At 41.6% G+C, this 26141-nt stretch carries 22 protein-coding genes; 11 read left to right on the top strand and 11 right to left on the bottom strand.

Going from position 1 to position 26141, the window contains the following annotated elements; all coding sequences use genetic code 11:
* Positions 1–40 precede the first annotated feature (40 nt).
* Complete coding sequence (gene azu / locus N473_RS14930) at positions 41–490, top strand: azurin (RefSeq protein ID WP_063368605.1); 450 nt, start codon at positions 41–43, stop codon at positions 488–490.
* Between the two features lie 316 nt (positions 491–806).
* The gene (locus N473_RS14925; RefSeq protein ID WP_063368604.1) at positions 807–2753 is read left to right on the top strand and encodes a S41 family peptidase; all 1947 of its coding nucleotides are present in this window, start codon (positions 807–809) and stop codon (positions 2751–2753) included.
* An 873-nt stretch (positions 2754–3626) separates the two neighbouring features.
* Here the strand turns inward: N473_RS14925 and N473_RS14915 are convergent.
* From N473_RS14915 to N473_RS14900, 4 genes are all read right to left on the bottom strand, one after another.
* Positions 3627–3920 (bottom strand): hypothetical protein, encoded by a 294-nt coding sequence (locus N473_RS14915; RefSeq protein ID WP_063368603.1) that lies wholly within the window; start codon positions 3918–3920, stop codon positions 3627–3629.
* A gap of 539 nt (positions 3921–4459) precedes the next feature.
* Complete coding sequence (locus N473_RS14910; protein ID WP_039610004.1) at positions 4460–4888, bottom strand: acyl-CoA thioesterase; 429 nt, start codon at positions 4886–4888, stop codon at positions 4460–4462.
* Positions 4888–5706, bottom strand: a complete 819-nt coding sequence (locus tag N473_RS14905) for a M23 family metallopeptidase (RefSeq protein ID WP_063368602.1) — start codon at positions 5704–5706, stop codon at positions 4888–4890. The genes N473_RS14910 and N473_RS14905 overlap by 1 nt, the downstream gene beginning before the upstream one ends.
* Entirely contained in the window at positions 5699–6553 is an 855-nt protein-coding gene (locus N473_RS14900) for a 6-carboxytetrahydropterin synthase (protein WP_063368601.1), read from the bottom strand. The genes N473_RS14905 and N473_RS14900 overlap by 8 nt, the downstream gene beginning before the upstream one ends.
* 191 nt (positions 6554–6744) lie before the next feature.
* On the opposite strand from N473_RS14900, the gene fabA reads away from it, so the two are divergent.
* Positions 6745–7260: a bifunctional 3-hydroxydecanoyl-ACP dehydratase/trans-2-decenoyl-ACP isomerase gene (gene fabA, locus N473_RS14895; RefSeq protein ID WP_036975796.1), complete on the top strand. Its 516-nt coding sequence runs from the start codon at positions 6745–6747 to the stop codon at positions 7258–7260.
* A 70-nt stretch (positions 7261–7330) separates the two neighbouring features.
* On the opposite strand, the gene rmf is transcribed toward fabA, so the two are convergent.
* The 7 genes from rmf to lrp all read right to left on the bottom strand — a co-directional run bounded on the left by rmf (position 7331) and on the right by lrp (position 14886).
* Entirely contained in the window at positions 7331–7501 is a 171-nt protein-coding gene (gene rmf, locus N473_RS14890; protein WP_023398857.1) for a ribosome modulation factor, read from the bottom strand.
* A gap of 528 nt (positions 7502–8029) precedes the next feature.
* Positions 8030–9319, bottom strand: a complete 1290-nt coding sequence (gene serS / locus N473_RS14885; RefSeq protein ID WP_063368600.1) for a serine--tRNA ligase — start codon at positions 9317–9319, stop codon at positions 8030–8032.
* Between the two features lie 10 nt (positions 9320–9329).
* Positions 9330–9710, bottom strand: a complete 381-nt coding sequence (crcB, locus tag N473_RS14880; protein WP_063368803.1) for a fluoride efflux transporter CrcB — start codon at positions 9708–9710, stop codon at positions 9330–9332.
* 6 nt (positions 9711–9716) lie between these two features.
* Positions 9717–11072, bottom strand: a complete 1356-nt coding sequence (locus N473_RS14875) for a replication-associated recombination protein A (protein WP_063368599.1) — start codon at positions 11070–11072, stop codon at positions 9717–9719.
* The gene (gene lolA / locus N473_RS14870; RefSeq protein WP_063368598.1) at positions 11065–11694 is read right to left on the bottom strand and encodes an outer membrane lipoprotein chaperone LolA; all 630 of its coding nucleotides are present in this window, start codon (positions 11692–11694) and stop codon (positions 11065–11067) included. The genes N473_RS14875 and lolA overlap by 8 nt, the downstream gene beginning before the upstream one ends.
* A gap of 1 nt (position 11695) precedes the next feature.
* Entirely contained in the window at positions 11696–14338 is a 2643-nt protein-coding gene (locus tag N473_RS14865) for a DNA translocase FtsK (protein WP_063368597.1), read from the bottom strand.
* Between the two features lie 68 nt (positions 14339–14406).
* Positions 14407–14886 carry a leucine-responsive transcriptional regulator Lrp gene (gene lrp, locus N473_RS14860; RefSeq protein ID WP_039609997.1) on the bottom strand — a complete coding sequence of 160 codons (480 nt, stop codon included), beginning with the start codon at positions 14884–14886 and terminating at the stop codon, positions 14407–14409.
* A gap of 137 nt (positions 14887–15023) precedes the next feature.
* Here lrp and ald point away from each other — a divergent pair, with 137 nt between their 5' ends.
* The 8 genes from ald to N473_RS14820 all read left to right on the top strand — a co-directional run bounded on the left by ald (position 15024) and on the right by N473_RS14820 (position 26135).
* Complete coding sequence (ald, locus tag N473_RS14855; RefSeq protein ID WP_063368596.1) at positions 15024–16145, top strand: alanine dehydrogenase; 1122 nt, start codon at positions 15024–15026, stop codon at positions 16143–16145.
* Positions 16146–16297: 152 nt separating this feature from the next.
* Positions 16298–17140: an HDOD domain-containing protein gene (locus tag N473_RS14850; protein WP_063368595.1), complete on the top strand. Its 843-nt coding sequence runs from the start codon at positions 16298–16300 to the stop codon at positions 17138–17140.
* A gap of 122 nt (positions 17141–17262) precedes the next feature.
* The gene (locus N473_RS14845) at positions 17263–19131 is read left to right on the top strand and encodes a methyl-accepting chemotaxis protein (RefSeq protein WP_063368594.1); all 1869 of its coding nucleotides are present in this window, start codon (positions 17263–17265) and stop codon (positions 19129–19131) included.
* An 85-nt stretch (positions 19132–19216) separates the two neighbouring features.
* Complete coding sequence (locus N473_RS14840; RefSeq protein ID WP_063368593.1) at positions 19217–19813, top strand: PilZ domain-containing protein; 597 nt, start codon at positions 19217–19219, stop codon at positions 19811–19813.
* A gap of 56 nt (positions 19814–19869) precedes the next feature.
* Positions 19870–20928, top strand: a complete 1059-nt coding sequence (locus N473_RS14835) for an agmatine deiminase family protein (RefSeq protein WP_063368592.1) — start codon at positions 19870–19872, stop codon at positions 20926–20928.
* The gene (locus N473_RS14830; RefSeq protein WP_063368591.1) at positions 20915–21805 is read left to right on the top strand and encodes a carbon-nitrogen hydrolase; all 891 of its coding nucleotides are present in this window, start codon (positions 20915–20917) and stop codon (positions 21803–21805) included. Before N473_RS14835 ends, N473_RS14830 begins: the two co-directional genes overlap by 14 nt.
* 17 nt (positions 21806–21822) lie before the next feature.
* On the top strand, positions 21823–25296 hold the full coding sequence (gene mfd / locus N473_RS14825; protein WP_063368590.1) for a transcription-repair coupling factor: 3474 nt from the start codon (positions 21823–21825) through the stop codon (positions 25294–25296).
* The gene (locus N473_RS14820) at positions 25293–26135 is read left to right on the top strand and encodes a CsiV family protein (RefSeq protein WP_063368589.1); all 843 of its coding nucleotides are present in this window, start codon (positions 25293–25295) and stop codon (positions 26133–26135) included. Before mfd ends, N473_RS14820 begins: the two co-directional genes overlap by 4 nt.
* Positions 26136–26141 lie beyond the last annotated feature (6 nt).

Raw genomic sequence — 26141 nt, 5'->3', positions numbered from 1 at the left:
CTAAGATAATGAGAATAATTTCCATTAAGGAGTAACATCAATGAAAATCATTAAAAAACTAGCCGTTGCCGCGCTCTGCATTTCAGCTTTCCAAGCTTCAGCCAACGACTGCGAACTAACAATTGAATCAAACGATATGATGCAATTTTCGGCCAAATCATTGTCTGTGCCAGAAAAATGTAAAGACGTTAAATTAACGCTGGTACATACTGGTAAACTGCCTGCAACTGTGATGGGCCATAACTGGGTATTAACAGAGAAGAAAAATGTAAAAGCGGTTGCTTCTGACGGCATGAGAGCTGGCGTGAAAAATAGCTATGTAAAACCTGATGACGCTAGAGTGTTTGCATTCACGCCCGTGATTGGTGGTGGTGAATCAACAACAATTACTTTCTCAACTAAGGGGATGAGCAAGAATAAAGACTATAACTTTTTTTGTTCTTTCCCGGGTCACTTCGCAATTATGAAAGGCACATTTAAAATCGTATAACTTTTAAGCCAGCACGAACAAATTTCGTACTGGCTAATATCACTTATATCTGTTTATTATTGCAACGGCCTCGCCTTTAAACCGTAACTCTATAGACAAATTAATCACGTCTAATACGAAATGCACCATAACTCTGTATACACAGCGAAAAACCTCTAATTATTAACATATTCCAGCTGTTATTTTCATCCATCCAGTAAAAACGCGCCAGAAACCTTTGCCAACCAATTAAAAAATTAAAAAAAATAACCAAACGTTATTTATTTGATAATTTAACGTTTGTATATGTGACTAAAAGTAAATTAAGGATATTTTAATGAAAAGGTCAATTTTGGCTAGTACACTAGCTCTCGCTTTAAGCTCTTCAGTGTTTGCAAACAACTATGCACTTCTATCTGAAGTAAGAGATCAAATCAAATCTCCTGAATATACACAACAAGAGAAACAACTTGTTGTTGAGCAAGCAAGGATCTTCTTGGAAGACCTTTATGTGCATCAGTATGCCAAAGATATTTATTATGGTATTTCTCCAACAGGACACGTAAATGCAGTCTCTGAGATTTATAAAGTCATTGACGAGCTTGATACTTTAAATACAGACCAGTTACACGCTCGCCTTACAAAAATATTTAAAGCACAGCGTGACTTACACCTAGTATACCTTCATCCACAGCCAGTCCGAAGCTATGCGTCATATTTACCTTTTGAATTTGACAAAACACTCGATGTCTTAGGTCACTCTGAAGTACGCGTCTCTAATTTATTCGAAAACCTGCTTCCTTATGTCACAGACAGCAGACTGCCTGAAGTTGGCGACAAAGTTATTTCTTATAATGGCAAACCAATCCATCAGGTTGTAGAAGATAACTTATACGTAGGCTATGGTTCTAACGAAGACGCAGGATTCATCAGAGCGCTGACCACGATCACCCGTAAAGGCCATGCTGTTTCTCTTGTGCCAAAAAGTAACGATGTCACTATCGAGTTCTTATCTCATGTAACCGGTGAGACATACACCACCACTATTCCTTGGATAACCAGATTACCAGCTACAGCTTCAGCTACAAACAGCGCAAGTAATGCAAATGTTGCACACTTATTTGAAGAAAGCACTAATATAGAAGCCGCTCAACATCAACTCATTAAATCAGAATTGGATACTGATTCAGGCTCACCTTTCGTAACGAATCCAACTACAGATCCACAAGTATCATGGGCAATCCGTGAAGTAGACGGACAACAAGTGGGTTATATCAAATTAGCTCGTTTTAGAGTTGTTAATGAAATAGACGATGCGCTAAAACAGCTCAGTGAACTTTTAACCGATGAATTAGCTCAAACCGATGCATTAGTATTCGATGTAAGAAATAACCCTGGTGGTCTGATCACGTATTCAGACCGACTGGTTCAATTATTTTCTGCTAAGCCTGTAATACCAACAAAGTTGAAGTTTCTCAATACCCAGCTTAACTACGATATTTTGCACAAAACTATTTTTAGTACATTCGGTCCACATTGGCAAAAAGTACTTGCTGATGTGAATGGCACAAATGCGCGTTACACAGATACAACTAGCTACATTACTGTCGCTCAAAACAATGAATTCGGACAATCATATTACAAACCAGTTGGCATATGGTCAGACGCAAGAACCTACTCTTCAGGCGATGTATTCACATGTTCAATACAAGATAATGGTGTTGCAAAAGTATATGGCGAGCACAAGCGAACCGGTGCTGGCGGTGCAAACGTAGTAAGGCACTCTGTGTTTAATCGCTATATTGGGGCTCCTTACTTTAAAGCTTTGCCACATGATCAAGAAATGACAGTGTCTTGGAGACAGATGGTTCGTCATGGCCACAATAAAAATGCCATTATCGAAGATTTCGGTTGTGTTGCAGACAAACATGTTCCGCAAACTCTAGAAAGCATTAAAGATAGCAGCTTAGGTAACTTCGAAACCATCGCAAGAGACTTACTAAGTGAAGCGCCTAATCGCTCCACAGTTCGTTTTTTACAGTTGAGAGAAACTGATTTAAGCACGTCAGGTAGAACATTAGGGATTGAAGTGAGCAATACCGAGATCGTTGAAATTTACTTAAACGATGTCAAAGTGGATGTTGTAAATATCGGCGCATATGGCGAAGCAAGTAAAACCATCGAATATACAATCCCAGCATCGACTAGCGAAGGTAAAGTAAGATTTGTCGGTTTAGATGGGGGTAAAACTCCATTGTGGAACGGGATCCGTTATTTCTACTAATTAAGTAGAGTGATGTATGAACCTTACATACTAAATCACTGAAAAACAGAATTTAGATCTCAGCTTCTATCTAGTTAAGAGAAGTTGAGATCTAATTAATGTTTGGCCACGATAAAGCTTATTGAAGCTATCACTAAAAATACTCCCCAATAGATCAACTTATGATCCTTAGAACAAGAACATAACCAACCGCTGAAAGAAAATACGCTCAAAGTCACAAACAACGTTATTTCTTTTGACGGGTTTTCGAATGCTGTGAACATAAATATAATAGCGGCAAAACCAAACCAACACGCCGTCGAAAAGTGCCACATATTAGTAAGCACAGTTTTCGTACAAACCCGCCCAAACAATCGCTTTGGTTCTAGGCGTCTTAACGCCTTCTCACTCAGTATCAGCTTATAGCCAATCCAATGGTGTAAAGTACCAATGATCAAAATTAAAAAGAATACAGAACTAGGCATACACTACAACCCAAAACACCTACTTAAGCCTTTGCCTGCATATGGAAACTACGTGGACTTTTATTTCAAAAAAAGAAATTATATACCGAATGTAAGAAAATTACTGCACATTTTGGAACATTCCAAGAGTTGTTAGGACTAGATAAGATAAAAATGTTATTGAATATTTTTCACTTAGCTATATTGACTCATCACCCTGATTTTAATAAAACACCTTGTATCCAAGTAGTTAGTAACATGTACTGATTACCCAGCCACATTCTCGCTCTTTGAAGCGGCATGCCTATCACAATCAGCTACTTCTCTTTTTGTACAGTCAAATAATACGACTAGATCCAAGCATTCCACTTTAACATGACCCATCACAGTATCTAGTCGCAGATAAATTAACGTGATTAAGCTTAGAAGATTAACCTAGATCTCGCATCAGTATTTCATACTCTTCATTGGCATCAGAAATAAGGTGAGATAATTCTCTGGCATCCCGCTCTTTCAAAACCACTTGCCAGCTTGTTGATCCCTCAATACCAGTAATAATAATATCCGCACCGGTATGCTCATACTTTATATTATCGAATTGGGTTGAATGGTGCTCGTGCAGCTCAACAATATCTACATCAAGCTGACCTGTAGGAAAGACCTCAATATGGGCATGTAAACCTTTTTCCCCTGACAAGCAATATTCTCTGTGTATCGTAATCATGACAAGCTCCTTACTGTTATGTTAAAGCCAACAACAAGTGTAGATCACGATCTGTAGATGAGTGCATTCACTAAAAATGAAAATCAGGGATGCGATTGCAAATATCAGAATTTATATGAAAAATCCACATATTAAGTTTTTGTGACGTGGGCAGGATACCGTATGAATTTAGCTAGAATGCTCAATTAACCGAGTTTTTTAAACTCAATGAATTAAAAAACCAAACTAAAAGCATCGTAAAAAGTGTATGAATTTTAACATGTTAAAGAAAATACCCACGAGACATTCAAAATCACTACTCATTAATAAAGCTCATATAAGGTATTTCTACCTGTAATAAATACATACTCAAAATGTCATACTCTGTGCGACTATCTCGTGACATGGCCATGATTAGGCGCTGAAACCAAAGTGAAAAATAAACATGTATTTGTTTCGCTTACTGTCTGCAACAGTAAAGACTAAAATGAAGAGAGTGAAAAAAGCCTTCAGCGAGGGGGAAAAATAGTAGGGGGAAATCCCCTACTCATAAATTTTAATTAAAAGCCATTAAGCATTTTATCACAGACAACAGGCGTCGGCCTGTGATTGTCATCAACGGCAACGAATGTAAAGTTACCCGAAATAGCCAAATGCTTATCATCTTTATGCATTGTTTCTAAAAAGATTTGTACTTCTACTTTTAAGCTTGTATTACCAACATGGACAACCTTGGCAACCAACTCAGCAAAAGTACCAGCTGGGATCGCTTCTTTAAAATCCACACGATCTGACGAAATTGTCACCAATGGTTTGCGGCAAAAACGCGTTGCCGCAATGAATGCAACTTCATCCATCCAAGCTAACGCATCACCACCGAATAAAGTATTGTGGTGGTTCGTTCTGCCAGGGAAAACCGTTTTAGTTACTGAAGTTGTTGATTCTTCAATACGTTTCGCGATGGTTGCGTCTTTATGTTGTTCTGTCATTATTTACTGCTTTTGTTTGCTAGTTTATCAATCATAAGTAATTCAGGGTCCAGCCTTTCACCAAACCAATTGAAACGCCAATCTAAATGCGGCCCTGTTACTCTACCAGTTGCCCCAATATCACCGATTACATCACCGGTTGAAACCATATCCCCTACTTTGACATGCAACTTGCTCATATGGATGTATGTCGAGGTTATTCCATACCCGTGATCCAAAATAAGCGTGCCGCCACTGTAATACAAATCACTCTCAGCTAGGACAACTTTACCAGATAGCGGTGCCCAAATAGGTGTTCCAGTTTTATTCGCGATATCTAAACCGAAATGTGGCCGTCTAGGCTCGCCGTTGAAATATCTCTGGCTACCATAAACCCCAGAAATTCGACCTTTCGCAGGCCGATAAACAGGCATATCAAAAAACTCTAATTTGCTGCTTTTTGCCCTCGCTGCTCCCACTTTCGCCGAATCATTACGAATGCGCTGGAGTACTTCTTTGGGCGGCGATACATACTTTTTAGCAACGCCAGTGATACGGTCAATGTCGTAGTCTCGACTCGTAATTAAAAAGCTTTTGGTATGTCTTTTGTCGTTTTTATCTACCCAAGTGAGCGAGTGTTCAGACTTTGCATCACGACCAAACCCAAACACAAACTGACCAGCAGGTGTGATATCTAGCTTTTTACCATTAAAAGAAACAGATTTTATTCCTTCAAGCTGGCCTGTAACCATACCACCTTGAGTTAAGTGCCCTTTCAACTCAATTGCTTGAGCACTTAATGCAAAACATGCACTCAGCGCTAGCAGCAGTTTATGCATACGCAATTGCTCCTTTACCCACCCCTTCGTAAGCTCTTACTTTAACTTCTTTGTCTGGGTTTTCTTTTTTAATTTCATTCGCTAAATATTCTGCGATGCACTCAACCGTCGTATCACATGGCAAAATATCGCAACGTGCTTGGCTAATACACATTTCAAAGTAGCCTTGAGAGGACTCATAAGCAAATGAATAGTCACCATCTTTTGCTGAGATGTACTTTAACTGAGCATGCTCAATTAAGTCTTCTTGTGTACCAAGATAGATATCTTCCCACTTCTGAGACCACTCTTTTTGCATTCTCGGCATACTCACACCATCAAAAAAGATACCAATTAATGAGCGGTGACCATGTATGATACGTTGGCAATTCCCATCATGCTTTTTTAAGCCATGGCTGTAATGATAATAAAAACTGCTCGTCTCTTCTGCACGTAACGTAATGTCGATGTCTTTCACATTCTCAGGCATCTTAGGTAGAATTTGCTGCTTCAAAAAGGCAATGACAGACTCTTCATCAATTTTACCACCTTCAACGATACAAACAGCTTCATCTGGGGCACTCATTGCTAAATGATGTCCATTGAAATCGTAGTCAAAAGACATTCGGCCTTCATCGCTTTTAAGCTGGCAATTTAGTGCTGAAGGAATGGCCAATTTATGATCTATTGTATTATCAATAATCGATTTGATTTGTTTTTTTACTTTTGCAAAGTCTAAAACCATGGATTCTTCGTTCAGTTGACCATGAAGTGTCATATCAACAATCCAACTTTCACCAACAGCTCCGCGTTTAGCACACAAGTAAGAAAAGTCTATTACCGTCAAGGCATCTACAAAAAGGATCATAAATTTCCATTAAATTACTAACAAACAAACTGATTATAAAGTTTTTTCAACTAAAAATCGCGTAATTCACAAAGAGAATTGATTTTAATCTTTCTGACGTATTGTTGAGATAAAAATTTAACTGTTCAGAGTTGTTTAGCGTACAACTGTACGCTAGAGTACCCGCAATTAAAAAATGAAGATTGAATACTATGGAACCTAAAAATAGCTATACAAAAGAAGAACTAATCCTTTGTGCTGAAGGCAAAATGTTTGGTGAAAACAACTGTCGCCTACCAATCGACAACATGTTGATGATGGATCGCATCGTTGAAATCAACGACAATGGCGGCGAATATGGCAAAGGTCAAATCATTGCTGAGTTAGACATCAACCCAGATCTTTGGTTCTTCGACTGTCATTTCAGAGGCGACCCAGTAATGCCTGGCTGTCTAGGCTTGGACGCGATGTGGCAGATTGTTGGCTTTTTCTTAGGTTGGTCTGGTGGTCCAGGTCTTGGTCGCGCGCTAGGTGTAGGTGAAGTTAAATTCACAGGTCAGATTTTACCGACGGCTAAAAAAGTAACTTATCGCGTAGACATGAAGCGTGTTATCAAACGTAAGCTGTTCATGGGCCTTGCAGACGGTGTAGTAGAAGTTGACGGCCGTGTTATTTATGAAGCAAAAGACCTTAAAGTAGGCCTTTTCCAAGATACCAGCGCATTTTAAGCTGCTATTTGGACACAAATAAGCCCCTTTCGGGGCTTTATTCTTTCAATTCGTTTCTATTAGTTCTGTTTTATGTTTTAAACATGTTGCGATTGTCTATGGCCTCTCGCCAGCCGCCTAACCATTCTGATCTGTGCTCAATTTGTTGATATGGACATAAATCTTTAGACCGCCCTGCTAAACCTGCTTTAAATCCCTGTGAGTGTGCTCTTTCTAAACGGTCTCTTTTCTGTCTCTTCATAGGTAAATTCCTCACCTTCAAATTTTTTGATTGCTTCGTCTTACCGACATCCACATTTAATAAATAGTTAACGCAACTGTAATTTGCAAACTCATTTTCGCATGTCATTCAAAAGCACCAACAACCTCTTTTAGTTTGAAGAAAATAAAATGAGTTGCGACGCTGAGCAAGCAAAACGTGCTTAACTATCTTGGATAGAATCAAATATAAATTTTGCAATAATGGTAACAATAAAGTTCCAGCTCACTTTTTAAACAAAGCGTGCAAGACTTATTCAGAAGGAATGGCCAAACCTTAATACTCAATTAATCATAGTTTGAAAGCACATGCAACATAGAATAGATAAGAACTTTTTTTGGAAATTTTCATTTGCATAAAAAAACCACAAAAAGCAATGAGAAAAGTTTTTTAATTCACATTAAAACCTAAATGAAATTAAATTCACTAAAATTGAAGTAAAAAAACATTCATTATTTTGTCATAAAAAAGGCCGCAAGATAGCGGCCTGATATCAATCACTTGGCTCGATTACTTAATAACCTCTAAGCCGCCCATATATGGCTTAAGCACCTCTGGTACGATAATAGAACCATCTTCTTGTTGATAATTTTCTAATACTGCAACAAGTGTACGGCCAACAGCAAGACCAGAACCATTCAATGTATGAAGTAGCTCAGGCTTTTTCTCGCCTGCGCGACGGAAACGCGCCTGCATACGGCGTGCTTGGAAGTCTTGCATGTTAGAACAAGATGAAATCTCACGATACGTGTTTTGAGCTGGAAGCCATACTTCTAAGTCGTATGTTTTCGCTGCACCGAAGCCCATATCACCAGTACATAGCACAACTTTTCTGTAAGGCAGTTCTAGTGCTTGAAGAATACCCTCAGCGCTGCCAGTAAGCTCTTCAAGCGCCGCCATTGAATCTTCTGGCTTCACTAGTTGAACTAATTCTACTTTGTCAAACTGGTGCTGACGGATAAGGCCGCGCGTATCACGACCATAACTGCCCGCTTCACTGCGGAAACAAGGAGTGTGTGCTGTCATCTTAATAGGCAGCTCTTTCTCATCGAAAATTTCATCGCGAGCACAGTTTGTTAAAGGCACTTCTGCTGTTGGAATTAAGCTGTATCCAGCTTGATCTTCTTCAAGTACTTCAGTGTGGAATAAATCCGCAGCAAATTTAGGTAACTGGCCAGTGCCGTATAAGCTTGCTTTGTTCACTAAGTACGGCACATACATTTCTGTGTAGCCATTTTTGTCTGTGTGAGTATCCAGCATAAACTGAACTAGTGCCCGGTGCATACGAGCAACACCGCCACGCATTACAGTAAAACGCGAACCACTGAGCTTAACACCAGTCTCAAAATCAAGGCCTTTATCTAGCGCTTCACCTAAATCAACATGATCTTTCACTTCAAAGTCATATTGCTTTGGCTCACCCCATTTAGACACTTCAACATTATCATCTTCATCAGCGCCTTCTGGAACATCTTCAGCAGGCAAGTTTGGTAGTGTGGATGCAAGGTCTTGCAATTGAGCTAAAATTTTATCTTGTTCAGCTTTAGCCGCTGATAATTGGTCTCCAAGGTTAGCCACTGCGTCTAGCAATGGCTGAGCATCTTCACCCTTTGCTTTAGCTTGACCAATCGCTTTGGAGCGACTGTTACGCTCGCTTTGTAATTCTTGTGTTTTTGTTTGTAACGTTTTACGCTGCTCTTCAAGCGCATTAACTGCATCAACATCTAGCTCAAAGCCACGTTTCTTTAAACGCGCAGCAGCTTCTTCGATGTCCTGTCTTAAATACTTTGGATCTAACATGTTTGTTCTTTTAACCTTTTTGCATGACTAAGCAAAGACCTATCCAGGCCATAAATATACATACGACGACATTCAACGCTATATTCAGTGCCACCTTCACAAACTGGCCTTGTTGTAACAACAAAAGACTGTCCATGGAAAATGTTGAAAATGTCGTCAAAGCACCTAAAAAGCCAACCCCTATCAACGCTTTGGCAGGAGAAACTGCAATTATTTGCTTTTCGATTAATCCGTAAAGAATGCCCATCAACAATGAACCAAGAATATTAACGGTCAATGTACCAAAAGGGAATCCCTTACCCATGAGTTTTAACACAATATCGCTAATAAAAAACCGTAAGCAAGCACCAAATGCACCACCAACGGCAATCATGAGATAAGTTTTGAGCACTTCCATTTACGTTTTACCTGATTTTTTAGCATACCTTTGTTGAGCACTTGAACTATCAAGGCTTTTTAAGTAATTTAGTTTTTCTTTAATTTGCTTTTCTAATCCGCGATCCGTTGGAAAATAATACTGTCTATCTGCCACCGCTTCTGGAAAATAGTTTTCACCCGCAGCATAAGCACCCGGCTCATCATGTGCATAACGGTATTCTGCCCCAAAGCCCATTTCTTTCATCAACTGCGTCGGTGCATTACGCAAATGTTCAGGAACCGGTAAATCCCCATCCGTTGCTGCATCTCGTTTCGCTTGCTTAAACGCAGTGTATACCGCATTGCTCTTAGCAGCACTTGCCATGTAGATTGTCGCCTGTGCAATCGCTCGCTCGCCCTCAGCAGGCCCTACTCTATGAAAAATATCCCATGCGTTAAGTGCAACCTGAAGCGCTCTAGGGTCAGCATTGCCGATGTCTTCACTGGCAATGGCAAGTAAGCGTCTTGCCACATACAGAGGGTCACCTCCGCCCGCTAATATGCGACAGTACCAATAAAGTGCAGCATCGGGGTTGCTACCACGTACTGACTTATGAAAAGCAGAAATCAAATCATAGTAAATATCGCCGCCTTTATCGTACTTGGCCAAGTGAGTTGGCAAAATTTGTGAGAGCACATCACTGTCAATTTTTATGTCGCTGCCAGTACGATGGCCAAGATCAACAGATTGCTCTAATAAGTTGAGTGCTTTTCTAGCATCTCCATCTGCTGCTTGAGCTATTGCACTTAATGCATCATGTTCGATATGAATTGTTATCTGACTCAGTTGCTCATCATTATCAATGGCGTTTTGCAATGTAAAAAGTAACTCATCCTGCGTTAATGGCTTTAGAGTATAAACACGGGCACGAGACAAAACGGCATTATTCAGAGCAAATGATGGGTTTTCTGTCGTTGCACCAATAAAAACAAATGTGCCATCTTCGATGTGGGGTAAAAAAGCATCTTGTTGAGATTTATTAAAACGATGTACTTCATCAACAAAAAGTAAGGTGCGTCTACCTGATTGCGACAGCCGGCTTTTTGCCTCTAATACAACCTCGCGGATTTCTTTCACACCCGATGTCACCGCTGACAACTTAGCAAGATCCGCATCAGCATGATATGCGATTATTTCCGCTAAAGTAGTTTTTCCAACCCCTGGCGGGCCCCATAAAATCAGGCTGTGGCATCTGCCTTGCTCAATCGCTCGATAAAGTACTGAACCTTTATCAATTATATGGGTTTGTCCAATATAGCCCTGTAAAGACTTTGGCCGCATTCTAGCGGCCAAAGGTCTTACATCTGGAGCAAAATCAAATCCTAAATTACTCACTCGTCGTTTGGTCGTCTATGACCACTCCGTGCGGAATTTTAAAGGTGAAAGACTTGTCGTCTAGCTCAATATTGGTTTTCGCATCAATAAATTTAAAAGTGGAAGTTTGACCTGATGCATCTTTAATACTCAAAGAATCAATAGCTAGACCAGCACTCTCAAACACAATATCCAGCTGTTCAACTTGCGACTCAACATCTGGCTTTGGCGATACGCGATAACCAACCGTTGTTTTGCTCACGTCATACTTTGCCCATTGAGACTTATCTTGCGTGGTCAGTAAAACAAATGGCGTAGTGTCTATTAAACCCGCCGTATTCATCACAGTGACTTGTTCAGCAAAGCTATCGAAGTAAAACGTTTTATCGCCATCAGATACCAGTAATGTTTCATCTGGCTCGAGCTGTTGCCATCTAATTTTTGAAGGGTATTTCAACGCAATATTGCCTGTACCGTCTTGCAGTAAAGTACCTTCTTCATCTTTTACCAGTTGGGTAAAACGTGCTTCAAATGTATTTAAAGATTTTAATTTGGTTTTTAAAGAGTCAGCTTCACTTGCAAAGCTTTGTGATATAAAACCACATGATAAACCTAGTACAAAGGCTACTGTCTTACGCTTCATTTTAATTTGCTCCACCTTTCGGTACTAATACTTCTCGCGCACCATTGTGACCTGGTGCGCTCACTACCCCTGACATTTCCATCTGCTCAACTAAACGTGCTGCGCGGTTATAACCCACTCTTAATTTGCGTTGCACGCTTGAAACAGACACCTTACCAGTCTCAATAACAAACCCTACCGCTTCATCATACAGCGGATCAGACTCATCATCAGCACCTTCAGGTTGCTCCCCAGGTAACAAAATTTCTTCCGTCGCTTCGCCACAAAGAATGTCTTCAATATAATTTGGCTTGCCGCGCGCTTTCCAGTCATTTACAACAGCGTGTACTTCATGATCATCAACAAACGCGCCGTGAACACGAATTGGGACGCTTGTGCCTGGCGGTAAATACAGCATATCACCCATACCTAATAGATTCTCTGCACCTTGCTGATCAAGAATGGTGCGCGAGTCAATTTTACTTGAAACTTGGAACGCCATTCTCGTTGGGATATTCGCCTTGATCAGGCCCGTTATCACATCAACCGATGGTCTTTGTGTTGCCAACACAAGATGAATACCTGCTGCACGCGCTTTTTGTGCAATACGAGCAATAAGCTCCTCAACTTTTTTACCGACAATCATCATCATGTCTGCAAACTCGTCGATTACCACCACAATACTCGGTAGTTTGTCTAGCTCCTCAGGTCCATCAGCCATACCATCTGTGTCTTTAAATAACGGATCTAAAATCGGATGTCCCGCCTCTTTAGCCTCTGTTACTTTCTGGTTGTAACCCTTTAAGTTCCTAACACCTAAGGCAGACATTAACTTATAACGACGCTCCATCTCGCCGACACACCATCGAAGTGCATTGGCCGCTTCTTTCATGTCCGTCACCACTTCACACAACAAGTGCGGAATACCTTCGTATACCGATAGTTCCAACATTTTGGGGTCTATCATGATCATACGAACATCTTCTGGTGGTGACTTATAAAGTAAGCTTAATATCATAACATTAACGCCAACTGACTTACCCGAGCCAGTTGTACCTGCTACGAGCAAATGGGGCATTTTTGCGAGATCGGCTACAACTGGTTCGCCAGCAATGTCCTTACCAAGCACCATAGTCAGTGGTGAAGCATTTTGCTCAAATTTAGGCGCATTAATCACCTCTGATAGCCTAACTATCTCACGGTTTTTATTCGGTAATTCCAATCCAACATAGGTTTTCCCAGGAATAACCTCAACCACTCGAACACTGACCGCAGATAACGATCTGGCCAAATCTTTTGCCAAAGCAGTTATCTTGGCTACTTTGATACCTGGTGCAAGGTCCAACTCAAAACGCGTAACAACGGGTCCTGGATATACTCCCACCACAGCAGCTTGAATGTTAAAGTCTAATAATTTCGCTTCAACAAGGCGAGAAACTGAGTCTAACTCTTCTTTAGTGATAGGGTTCTTCGCCTTGTCAGGTCTATCTAGCAGATCGAGAGAAGGTAACGGCGCTGTTGGCGGCTGCGCTTCTAACAATGCTTCAAACTGCTCCTTAGCAGATGGCGGTGGCTGGTAAGTCGGTTTCTGATCAGCTTCTTGAGTAGGCTTTTTAATGGGTCTTGCAGGTGATACCACCTTGGTGACTGGCTCGTCTTTTACTGCTGCATCATCTAAGGCATTTAACGCTGCAACCGTATCGAGAGATTCATCATCAATCGCAGAGAAATTGATTTCTTGCTCAAGGATGTGGTCTAGTTCATCAAAAACGTCTGCTGAAACTGCATCATTAAAACCTTGCTTTTGTTCAAAAACAGGCTCTATAACTTTCGGTTCCGCCTCCGGTTTTGTATCTTTACGACTGACAGCAGAGAACAGTTTGTCTTTAAGTTTTAACGGCTTTTCAGTTTTTTGCGTATCAGAAATATCGCCTTCTAGACTCTCAATTTCAGGCTCTTTTTGAGCGTGCTCATTTTTAACATTTTCCTCAACATGGTTACGTAATTGAGGTTTAACATCAGGCGTAATTTCTGTGTCTTCGGCATGAACTTGCGCTGAAGTTGGCGTCACTTTAACGCCTTTAGTTGTGATTTTATTAAATAAGAATTTTACCAGCTGAACAACTTTTTCACCCAAGTAATCAACCGCCTCAACCCAAGAGACGCCTGTCAATAAAGTAATACCAGCGAAGAAAAAGCATAACAGTAAAATAGACGTGCCGGTGAAGTTAAACGCAGGCATCATAGCACTTGCGACAACGTGCCCAACAATTCCACCAGAGGAAAAAGTATAGATATCGTCAAAATTGATACTGCTTATAGCACTTGAAGAAGCAATAAACAGTGTCGCGCCGATAATTCTCAATCCTAGGGTTGTGTAATCAAGCTGTAATATTTTATGTGGCTTCTTAAATATTAAGTAGCCAAATAGCTGCATGGCAGCCGGCACCAAAAATGCCAACCATCCAAACGTTACCAGCAATATATCAGCAACCCACGCCCCTGCGGCGCCGGTTATATTATTCACTTTGACGTACTCACCAGCCTGTGTCCATGCCGGATCGGCAGGATCAAAGGAAATTAAGGCACAGAGAGTAAAAATTGCCGCAGCCGTGCTGACAATCAGTCCCGTTTCTAGTAGGCGCTGAACACCATTTAAGCGCATTACATTCAACCTGTATTTATCTTTTGTTGTAAACTTCTATTATAGGTTACACCATATCAAGAAATTCTTTAAGGTGCACAAGGTTTTATAATCTCCCCCTCCTCCCCTTTCACCTCCTCCATGACTACATAGGTACGACTTTCATTGATATTCGGTAATTTAAGTAGAATTTCCCCTAAAACGCCTCGGTACTCGGACATGTCAGTTACACGTGTTTTTAATAAAAAATCGAAATTTCCAGATACTAGGTGGCATTCAATGATTTCATCATGCTGTTTTACTGCTTCATTGAAACGCTCAAAAACATCTGGAGAATTTTTATTTATGGTTACTTCAACAAACACCAATAGCCCTTGACCAAGCTTAACCGGGTCAACTACTGCTTTATATCCTTTTATGAACCCTTCTCGCTCTAGTTTTTTTACCCTTTCCAGACAAGGTGTTGCACTCAAGCCAATTCGTTTGGCTAATTCAACATTAGAAATTCTTCCGTCTTTTTGTAATTCGACTAAAATTTTTCTATCAGTTCTATCTAGCTGAGTATGCATGAAAAGTGTTTTATCCTATTTTTATAAAATTTAAAGTCAATTCATCTTTAAATTACCACAAAAAAGGTAGGACACACTAGCTTTGCATAATTATAATAGTCGAAAATGTTATCCGTTCTTATTTGAGGCGATTTATTATGATTATTGGTGTACCTAAAGAGATTAAAAACCACGAGTACCGTGTTGGTATGGTTCCAGCAAGTGTTCGTGAACTAATTAACCACGGCCACCAGGTTATTGTTGAAACAAATGCAGGTATCGGCATTGGTTTCACTGACGAAGATTATATCCAAGCGGGTGCTGACATTTTACCTACAGCTGCAGACGTTTTCGCTAAAGCTGAAATGATTGTTAAGGTAAAAGAGCCACAAGCTGTTGAGCGTGCCATGTTACGTGAAGACCAAATTCTCTTCACTTACCTTCACCTAGCACCAGATCTTCCACAAACAGAAGATCTAATTAAGAGCGGCGCAATTTGTATTGCATACGAAACTGTCACTGACTCACGTGGTGGTCTTCCACTTCTAGCGCCAATGTCAGAAGTTGCTGGCCGTATGTCTATTCAAGCGGGTGCTCAGGCGCTTGAAAAATCAAACCTAGGTCGCGGCATGCTACTTGGTGGCGTACCGGGTGTTGAACCAGCTAAAGTTGTTGTTATCGGTGGTGGTATGGTTGGCCGTAACGCAGCGCAAATGGCTGTTGGTATGGGTGCTGACGTTACTATCCTTGACCGTAACATCGACGTACTACGTAGCCTTAACGCTCAATTCGGTAGCCAAGCAAAAGTTATCTACTCAACAGTTGATGCACTAGAGAAGCACGTTGTTGAAGCTGATCTTGTGATCGGTGGTGTACTAATCCCAGGTGCGGCTGCTCCTAAGCTAGTAACTGAAGCGCACATCAAAGCGATGAAGCCTGGTGCTGCAATCGTTGACGTTGCAATCGACCAAGGTGGTTGTATCGCCACTTCAAAAGCGACTACACACGCAGAACCAACTTACATCGTTGATGACGTTGTTCACTACTGTGTTGCTAACATGCCAGGTGCGGTTCCTCGTACTTCAACGTTTGCACTTAACAACGCGACTCTGCCGTACATCATCAAGCTTGCAAACCTAGGCTACAAAGAAGCGCTTCTTTCTGATGAGCACTTCCTAAACGGTCTTAACGTTCTTAAGGGCCAAGTAACTTGTAAAGAAGTTGCTGAAGGTTTCAATATGGAATTTGTTGAGCCACGTTCAGCTGTTGAAAACGCTTAATCGCAAACAGCTTTGAATATTTAAAGGCCCGCTTTTCGCGGGCCTTTTTGATTTTAAATCAATTGTTCTTATCCTTACCCTTGCTATTTTTCTCGTTTTTATAATTCTTGGCTATTCTTATCAATGTAAGATAATGCAGTGAGCGAGAAGTTATGGCCATATCTTTAACCCAACAAGAAAAACAGATTCTCAGGTCTATTTCCATCCCGCCAAGACCTGAAGCACTTGTTCAGTTTTCACAAGAAACAAAATCTCCGGAACCAAACATCAACAAAATCACGCAAATTTTGCAAAGCGACGTTGCCATCAGTGCGGCAATACTTCAAGTCGTCAACTCAGCAGCTTTTCGCCGTAGTAAAGAAATTGAATCACTTGAACAAGCCATTATGATCCTTGGCCTGAAGCGTTTAATACCGCTTGTTAAAGCGGTTGCAGTTAAAGCAACAGTTGAAACACCGCCCGCTTTAGATAATTTTTGGCAAGATCAAAGTGACATTGCTCAGCTTTGCTCAACGCTGTGCTTGAAGTTAAACAAACCCGGTTTATCGAACCACGCATACATGCTTGGGTTGTTCCATACCGTTGGGATCCCTTTATTGTGCGTACATTTTGATGATTACACCGAGGTGATAGACGTTGCGAAAAGCGATGGTTGGAGCAAAGCAACTGAGTTTGAATTTGGTAAATATAATACCAGCCATGCCACCATAGGTGCACTCCTCGCGCAGCAATGGAAGCTCCCAAAACCTATGATCAATGTCATCTACTACCAACATGATGCAAATGGCATATTCAGCTCAGGCGAATTAGATGGTGTTGCGCTAGAACTACTTTCTATTTTGAAACTTGCCCGCCACGGCAATTTCCTCTTTAAAAATACAGCAACCATAGAAAGCGATCATGAATGGCAAGCCATCAGCGATGAAGTGTTAGATTTTATTAATATGTCTGAAGAAGAGTTAGATGAGCTATATAGCGCTTTAGAATCAAATTAACGCATTATAGTTTGAAGTTTTGATGCTAATTTGTAAATAAAGCCATTAAACTGCCGTAAATCATTGCAACTATTTCCTTATGATTTACCTTTAATAATAGACTCACATCTGGGAGACGTTCTGTGAAGTTTAAATATAAAGTAGTCGCCGTTTCTGCGAGTGTTTTAGTACTTGCCTTATTTTTACTGTCGGTCAAACAATACTTCCTTCTTAAAGAAAACTTAGAAGAACAAGTCACTCACAGTATGGAAGAAGTGATCCAAGGGATCAGCAATACAGTTACCGCACAAATGCAAGGAGCGATGAACCTCGCAGCCCTCACAACAGGGCTAGTCTCTCAAGTCGATGGACTAGAAAACGCACGCCCTATGATTTCTCAGCCTAAACTAACCTCTGAATTTTTACTTATCGGGTACGGAGAAGAAAGTACCGGGCAATACGTCGCGAGTGATCCTAATTGGAACCCTGGTTCAACCTGGGACCCAAGAGTAAGGCCTTGGTATAAAGACGCAAAAGCCGCCAATAATTTGGTTGTTACCGACCCTTATGCGGATGCAGTCAGTGGTGAAATTGTTGTGTCAATCGGTGCACCTGTCTTCAAAGGCAGTCAGTTTCACGGCGCCATCTTTTATGATGTAAGTCTCGCGAAGCTGGGTAACATGATTAACTCATTTAACCTATTTGATGCTGGCTTTTCGTTTATGGTGAGCTCGAACGGCAGTACCATATCACACCCAGACGTATCGCTAAATGGTCAACCCGCGCGTAACTTTTTAGGCAACACCGTTGTCAGAGAATCCTCACAAGAAATTGATATTGACGGTGTCACCTACCTTGTCATGTTTAAAGCGGTCGAAGGATATGATTGGTATGTCGGTGTCGCACTCGAAAAACAAAAAGTATTTTCTGCTATGGAGACATTGACGTATAACGCAACAATTGTATCTATCATTGCCGTGGTCGCAAGCTTTTTAGCCTTGTCTTATGTCATCAATATTTTATTGAAACCGTTGGAAGCAATCAACCAAGCCATGTCAAATATAGCCAGAGGCAATGCTGACCTAACTGTGCGATTGCAAGCCTCAACTGAGCCTGAATTTTCGGATTTAGCAGAAAACTTCAACCTGTTCACTTCTCGACTGCAAAACATCATCGCTGAAATACAAACGTTGGGACATGAAGTACTTGATGATGCCAAGCAAACATCTGCTGGCGCTAACCATGCAACTCAAGCAATCCAAAGGCAGCTCGAATCACTCAATGAATTAGTTAACTCAACTGCAAATATGTCTAACACTGAACAACAAGTAGCGAGTACTGCTCAGCTTGCGGCTGATGCCATTAAAACAACTGATGGGCTTGCAAAAGATGGAGAAAACATCGTTGTTCAGTCAACTAGCTCAATTAGCGAGCTTTCATCTCAAATTGAGCGTGCTGTAGAGGTTGTCAATGAGCTAGAAGTCTCTTCGTCTGGTATTGAACAAATTCTCTCCGTGATCAATGGCATTGCAGAGCAGACAAACCTGCTCGCCCTTAACGCTGCCATTGAAGCTGCAAGAGCCGGTGAATCTGGTAGAGGTTTTGCAGTTGTTGCAGATGAAGTAAGAACTTTAGCTCAGCGTACCCAAGAAGCTACTACTGAGATTAAGTCGATGATAGACCAACTTCAATCTGGCGCAGAAAATGCCGTAGGTGTTATGAAGCAAAGCCAAACCATCGTTGAAAAGACCGTTGTGAAAGCAGAAGAAACAAAAGATGCCCTGCACGCTATTCGCGAATCAATTAACAACATTGTTGAGTTAAATGTGAATATTGCCAGCATGTTGGAAGAACAAAAAACGGTGGTAGAGGCCGTCGATCACAACGCTTCTGAAATACGCAACCTCTCAAATACCGTTGTTGATGAGGCAAAAGTAGTAGATCACACCATGAAGTCACAAGTTGATAAAATCGCTAAACAAGAGGACATGCTAGAGCAATTTAAGGTATAAACTAGTTAACATCTTGATTTAAATGGCTGGAGTAGCGAAAATAAAGAGATAGCTACTCTAGCAACATTAATATCGGCATACATACATGCAAACGAATTTAAAAGAAAACTTTGAACAATATTTTCAGATAGACGAAGCAAACCAAATTAACTTGTTCCCTGTTGATGAGAATATGGTGCCTAAAAACCAAGCCCAACTTGAAGCTGCAATCCCTCCATTATTCAGGCTTGCTAATGAAATTAATGAACTAGATTTAAACGCACTCAGACCGTTGAGAAATCTGGGTGATGTTGCGTCAGACTTAGCCGCGTATTTACAGGCTCAATCACGTAAAATTGACCTCATCATGAGTCATATTTTGGCTAATGAACAACCTGAAGATGAAACCAGCTATTGCGACAGTTATGGCGGTGGTGGGATCAAGGTCACAACCAATGAGCCATTTCAAATTGGACAAAACTTTAGAACTAAAGTTTTTTTGCAATATGAAGCCAGTGCCATTTTTTGCTATAGCCAAGTGATTGAGATTTCAAAACAAGATGATGATGCACTTCAATATACCCTAGCTTTCACTCAAATTAGAGACACAGATCAAGAGTTATTAGTTCGAGCCAGCTTACATGCACAAACAAGGCAATTAAAAAAACGTCAATCAGACACCGAAAGTGATCAAAATAGCTGACACAGCGCCGTGCAGTGATACACTTAGCCCCTAGCAATTAAAAATCTATTATCGTCATGAGTTTTACGTTATTACCTGAATGGTCACCGCAAGATGCGGTGATGGTCACATGGCCGCACAAAAATACTGACTGGGCTGATATTCTCGAGCAAGTTGAGCCAGTTTATATCGCCCTATGTCAGCAAATATCACAAGTTCAAAAAGTGGTTATCGTTGCCCACGACGAAGCGCTTAAAGACCATATTTCCACCCTACTGATTGATGCCAGCGTAGATATGCAACAAATCGTATTTGTTGATGCGCCTTGCAACGATACTTGGGCACGTGATCATGGTCCACTGACAACAGCGAATACAAGCGGTGAACTCAGCATTAAAGACTTCATCTTTAACGGCTGGGGAAACAAATACGAAAGCGATTTAGATACCCAGATCAATGCCGCTTTGTGTCAGCAAATTGCAGACGAACATAACCAAGTTCAACAAGTCAACTTGGTGTTAGAAGGTGGCGGTGTCGAGATTAACGAGCACAAAGTTTTGTTAACCACATCAGAGTGCTTACTGAATCCAAATCGCAACCCACACCTGAACAAGCAACAAGTTGAAGCTGAGCTTACTAAAGAGCTAGGCGCAACTTCATTTTTGTGGGTTGACCATGGCTACCTTGCTGGCGACGACACAGACAGCCACATTGATACGCTAGTCAGATTTGCGCCAAACGAGACGCTTGTGTATGTACAATGTGACGATGAAAAAGACGAACATTACCAAGCACTCAATGCGATGGAGTCTCAACTTAAAAAGTTTGTCACTCCTTCAGGTGAACCATATAACTTAGTACCTTTGCCATGGCCAAGTGCTAAATACAATCATGAAAATGAACGTTTACCAGCAACTTACGCAAATTACCTGATCATTAACGATACTGTGTTACTGCCTATTTATGGGGATGAAAAAGACGCCCTCGCAATGACTCAATTGCAAAAGGCACACCCTGAAAGAACCATTATTGGCATTGACTGCCTGCCAATTATTCATCAATTTGGCAGCTTGCACTGTATCACAATGCAACTACCTCAAGGCTTTTTAAGTAGGAACCCAAATGAGCAACAATAATTTGAAAGTCGCGTTAATCCAACACGCTAATAGCGACAACCTAGAAAGTAACTTTGAAAAGTCCATTTCAGGCATTAAAAATGCAGCAGCAAAAGGTGCAAAATTAGTTGTATTACAAGAGCTTCACCGCAGCCTGTATTTCTGTCAAACTGAAGACACGGATTTATTTGACTTAGCTGAAACCATACCAGGCCCAAGTACGGATGCATTTTGTGTACTTGCGAAAGAACTCAACGTTGTTATTGTCGCCTCGCTTTTTGAAAAACGAGCAACGGGCTTATATCACAATACCGCAGTCGTCATTGAGTCGGATGGCACCATTGCCGGAAAGTATCGTAAGATGCATATCCCAGACGATCCGGGCTTCTATGAAAAATTTTACTTTACCCCGGGTGACTTAGGTTTTGAGCCCATTCAAACATCTGTAGGCAAATTGGGCGTTCTAGTTTGTTGGGATCAATGGTTCCCTGAAGGCGCAAGATTAATGGCCATGGCAGGTGCCGAGTTGCTTATCTACCCAACGGCGATTGGCTGGGACCCGCGTGATGATAAAGATGAGCAAATACGTCAACGTGATGCATGGATGATTGCACAGCGCGCACATGCTGTTTCTAATGGCGTGCCTGTTATCAGTGTGAACCGAGTTGGCCACGAATCTGATCCAAGTGCGCAAAGCGAAGGTATCTTGTTCTGGGGCAATTCTTTTGTCGCCGGTCCTCAGGGTGAACTGCTTGTTCATGGTACTGAAGATCAAGAAGAAGTGCTTGTCGTCGATATTGATCAAGACCGCAGTGAGTCGGTTCGTCGTATTTGGCCATATTTACGTGATAGACGTATAGATCATTATCAAGACCTATGTAAAATATACAGAGATTAAGTAGTTAGGAGTTAAGAATGGCATTAGTGCAGTGGAATGAGCTACCTTGGGTAAAATCAGCAAAGGACAAGATCCATTGGGGTCAGTTACTCGGTAGTAGTTTGGCAATTACTATCAGCGAGGGAGTGAAAAAAAACCAATCCCTTGTTGTATTAGTCACGCCAGACACCCCCAGTGCACTTCGGTTAGAAAATGAGCTTGGCTATTTACTTGGGGAAGACAACGTCATGGTGTTTCCTGATTGGGAAACCCTCCCCTATGACCATTTTTCGCCGCACCAAGATATTATTTCTCAGCGATTAGCCAGTCTCAATGCGCTACGCACAAAACAACAGGGTGTGTTGCTCATCCCTGTTGCAACGTTAATGCTCAGAACCGCGCCGCCTGAATTTATCTATGGCAATGCTCTTCAGTTTAAAGTGGGCGACACGTTAGATGCACAAGGTCTAAAAGAAACACTTACTCAAGCGGGCTATCGAAATGTGCAGCAGGTAATGGAACATGGTGAATTCGCTGTACGCGGCTCTATCATTGACCTTTACCCAATGGGTAGCCAACACCCTTATCGTTTAGACTTTTTTGATGACGAGCTCGACAGTATTCGTCTTTTTGATATAGAAACCCAGCGTTCAAGCGAAACGATAAAGGCAATTGACTTATTGCCTGCACACGAGTTCCCAACCAACGACAGTGACATTGAGCGATTTCGTATTCAATACCGCGAAACCTTTGGAGCAAGCTCCGAGCAAGACTCCATCTACATGCAAGTAACGCGTGGTAACTGGCCTGCAGGTATCGAATACTATTTGCCGTTATTTTATGACAAGCTGGCGACCATTTTTGATTATTTACCAAAAGATGCGGTGTTTATGCACCTAGGCGACATCGAGCACGCTGCCGGCGACTTTTGGTTAGATGTCAGTAAACGATACGAAAACCGCAGAGTTGATCCATTAAGACCATTGCTTGAACCAAAAGCACTTTACCTTAATGTCGAGTCGCTTTTTGAGGCGTTTTCACATTACCCGAGAATTCGATTGAGCCAAGCATCACTTGGGACCAAAGCGGGTCACACAAACGTTAACTCAGCGCTTATTGATGATGTGCGTATTGACCATAAGCAAGCCGATCCATATTCAGCCATTGTGAGTTACATCGCAGAACAAAAACGACAAAAAGGTAAAGTCCTATTTAGCGTTGAGTCAGACGGTCGTCGTGAATCATTATTAACGCTTATAAAGCCGACAGGTTTGAAACTAAAAGAATTCGAGTCCTTTGAGGCATTCACTAAAGGCCGCACCGACGTTGGTTTGGTAGTCAGCCCGCTTGAGGCATCTGTCTTTCTTGATGGCGCGAAGCCTTTATCACTGATCACCGAGCAAGAGTTGCTCGGGATTAAAGTATCCCAACGCAGACGTCGTAAGCACAAATACGAGCAAGGACAAGATGCCCTTATTCGTAATCTAGCGGAGCTAAAAGAAGGTCAGCCAATTGTGCATTTAGACCACGGTGTTGGCCGCTACCTTGGTTTGCAAACCATCGATGCTGCGGGTGTTGCTACAGAATTTGTAACCATTATCTACTCCGGTGATGCCAAACTTTATGTGCCAGTTTCATCTTTGCACATGCTAAGTCGTTACTCTGGTGGCGAAGAAGCCTCTGCCCCACTCCATAAGTTAGGTTCAGATGTTTGGGAGAAAGCCAAACGCAAAGCTGCTGAAAAAGTGCGAGATGTTGCAGCTGAACTATTAGATATTTACGCTAAACGTCAAAGCAAACCAGGCCATCAATTTAAACTAGATGGTAGCGCCTATAGAGATTTTAGTACTAGCTTCCCGTTTGAAGAAACAGATGATCAACGCAACGCCATCGAAGCTGTCATTGGTGACATGCAAACCAATCAAGCGATGGACAGGCTCGTATGTGGTGACGTTGGCTTTGGTAAAACAGAAGTCGCCATGCGCGCCGCTTTTGTTGCTATTAACGACAATAAGCAGGTTGCCGTGCTCGTGCCAACAACTCTGCTAGCACAGCAACACTTTGAAAACTTCAAAGATAGATTTGCAGATCTGCCCATTGAGGTCGGTGTGTTATCGCGCTTTAACAGCACAAAAGAACAAAAAGAAACACTTACTGCACTAGAAAACGGCAAAATTGACATTGTTATTGGCACCCATAAGCTCATTCAAGAAAACATTAAGTTTAAAGATTTAGGCTTATTGATTGTCGATGAAGAGCACCGCTTTGGTGTACGTCAAAAAGAAAAAATTAAAAAGCTGCGTGCAGACGTCGACATTTTAACGCTGACTGCAACACCAATTCCAAGAACGCTTAATATGGCCATGAGTGGCATGCGTGATTTATCTATCATCGCAACGCCACCAGCTAAGCGTCTTGCAGTTAAAACCTTTGTTCGCGAGCGTAACGACGAGTTGATCCGTGAAGCCATCTTGCGTGAAACCAAACGAGGTGGTCAGGTTTATTTCCTGCACAACAATGTTGAGACCATCGAAAAAACCGCAGCGGATATTTCAGCACTGGTGCCAGAAGCCAATATCGCTGTAGCACATGGTCAAATGCGCGAACGCGAACTTGAGCATTTGATGAGCGACTTTTACCATCAAAAGTACAATGTTCTTGTTTGTACTACCATCATCGAAACAGGCATCGATATTCCAACTGCTAATACCATCATTATGGACCGCGCTGATAAACTTGGTCTGGCACAGCTTCATCAGCTTCGCGGCCGCGTTGGTCGAAGCCACCACCAAGCGTATGCGTATTTACTGACACGACATAGCCAAAGCTTAACCAAAGATGCGGTAAAACGTTTACAAGCTATCGAGTCTCTTGAAGACTTAGGTGCAGGTTTTGCACTGGCAACACATGACTTAGAGATCCGTGGTGCGGGTGAGCTCTTAGGTGACGATCAAAGTGGTCAAATCCAAACTGTCGGGTTTACCTTGTACATGGAAATGCTAGAACAAGCTGTGCAAGCACTCAAAGACGGTAAAGAGCCAACACTTGAAAACTTGTTGCAGCAACAAAGCGAAGTAGACCTTAAACTGCCTGCTCTACTGCCTGATGATTACATTCATGATGTAAATATTCGACTGAGCATGTACAAGCGTATTGCCAGCTTATCTTCACAAAGTGAGCTTGATGAATTAAAAGTTGAGCTTATAGATCGCTTTGGCCTATTGCCTGACGCCGCTAAAAACATTTTCGAAATCCAGCTACTCAAATGCAAAGCGCAACAAATCGGCATTCAAAAAATTGAAGCCAATCCAAAAGGTGGCTATTTTGAATTTAGTAATAACACCAGTGTTAACCCAACGTTCATAATTGGGTTGATACAAAGCAACCCTGCGGTATATCGTATGGAAGGCGCGAGTAAACTACGCTTTAATATAGAAGAAAAAAATGGCCAAGAGCGCTTGAAGCTCATTAACGCCATGATGGATGACTTTCAGAAAAAGGCTGTTGCATGAAGCAATCGATAGTTAAATGGGGACTTTTAGCGGCGCTCAGCACATCAGCCATGCCCGCTTTTGCAGTGCGTTGGTTTGAAGTGGAGTTAATCGCTTTTGCTCAAAAAGATGCATCTCAAATTAGAGAAGATTTCTCCGTTGAAACGCCCCCTTTACCCACAGAGAAGCGTTTAGACTTGCTAACTCAGGGGTATAATAACGTCGGACATCAATCTTGCTTGTCTGGTGACCCAAACTATGACCCGCGTAGCGTAACCGAACGATTCACCAGATCACAAAGTTCTTGGTATTGTGACGACGATATTAACTATGTTGAACGTTATGACATTCTACCGGTCATGCCTGTCAGCGAGCCACTCGAGCATATGCAATCGATGTATTTATTGGCCCCTGAGCAACTCAAATTCGAGTCAATTCGTAAAAAACTTGAGCGAAAAGGCCATACAGCCATCTTACATACAGGCTGGCGCTTTCCTGATCAAAGTAAAAAGCGCGCACCAAACGTTGTAGTTTATGGTGGTAAAAAATTCACTGAGCCTGCTAGCTATATCTATAATCAAACGCATGACGATAACTTTATAAGCTTACTTGATAAAGAGTCAAAACCGACGGTGAAATCTGGCGGGGATACATTGTGGGAGCTAGATGGCACCATGAAGATTCATATTCGCCACTACCTTTATGTAACAAGTAATTTTGATTATCGCTATATATCCGATATGGGAGAACTGGAGTCTGCAAGAATGTCTCAGTTTACCAGAGTATATAGCGGTGATATCCATTATTTAGATCACCCCAAAATGGGCATTATTTTCCAGATAAGAAAATATAAACACTAACAGGAT

It is taken from the genome of Pseudoalteromonas luteoviolacea CPMOR-1 (assembly GCF_001625685.1).
Taxonomy (GTDB): domain Bacteria; phylum Pseudomonadota; class Gammaproteobacteria; order Enterobacterales; family Alteromonadaceae; genus Pseudoalteromonas; species Pseudoalteromonas luteoviolacea_K.
This window is presented reverse-complemented; position numbering and strand designations above follow the sequence as displayed.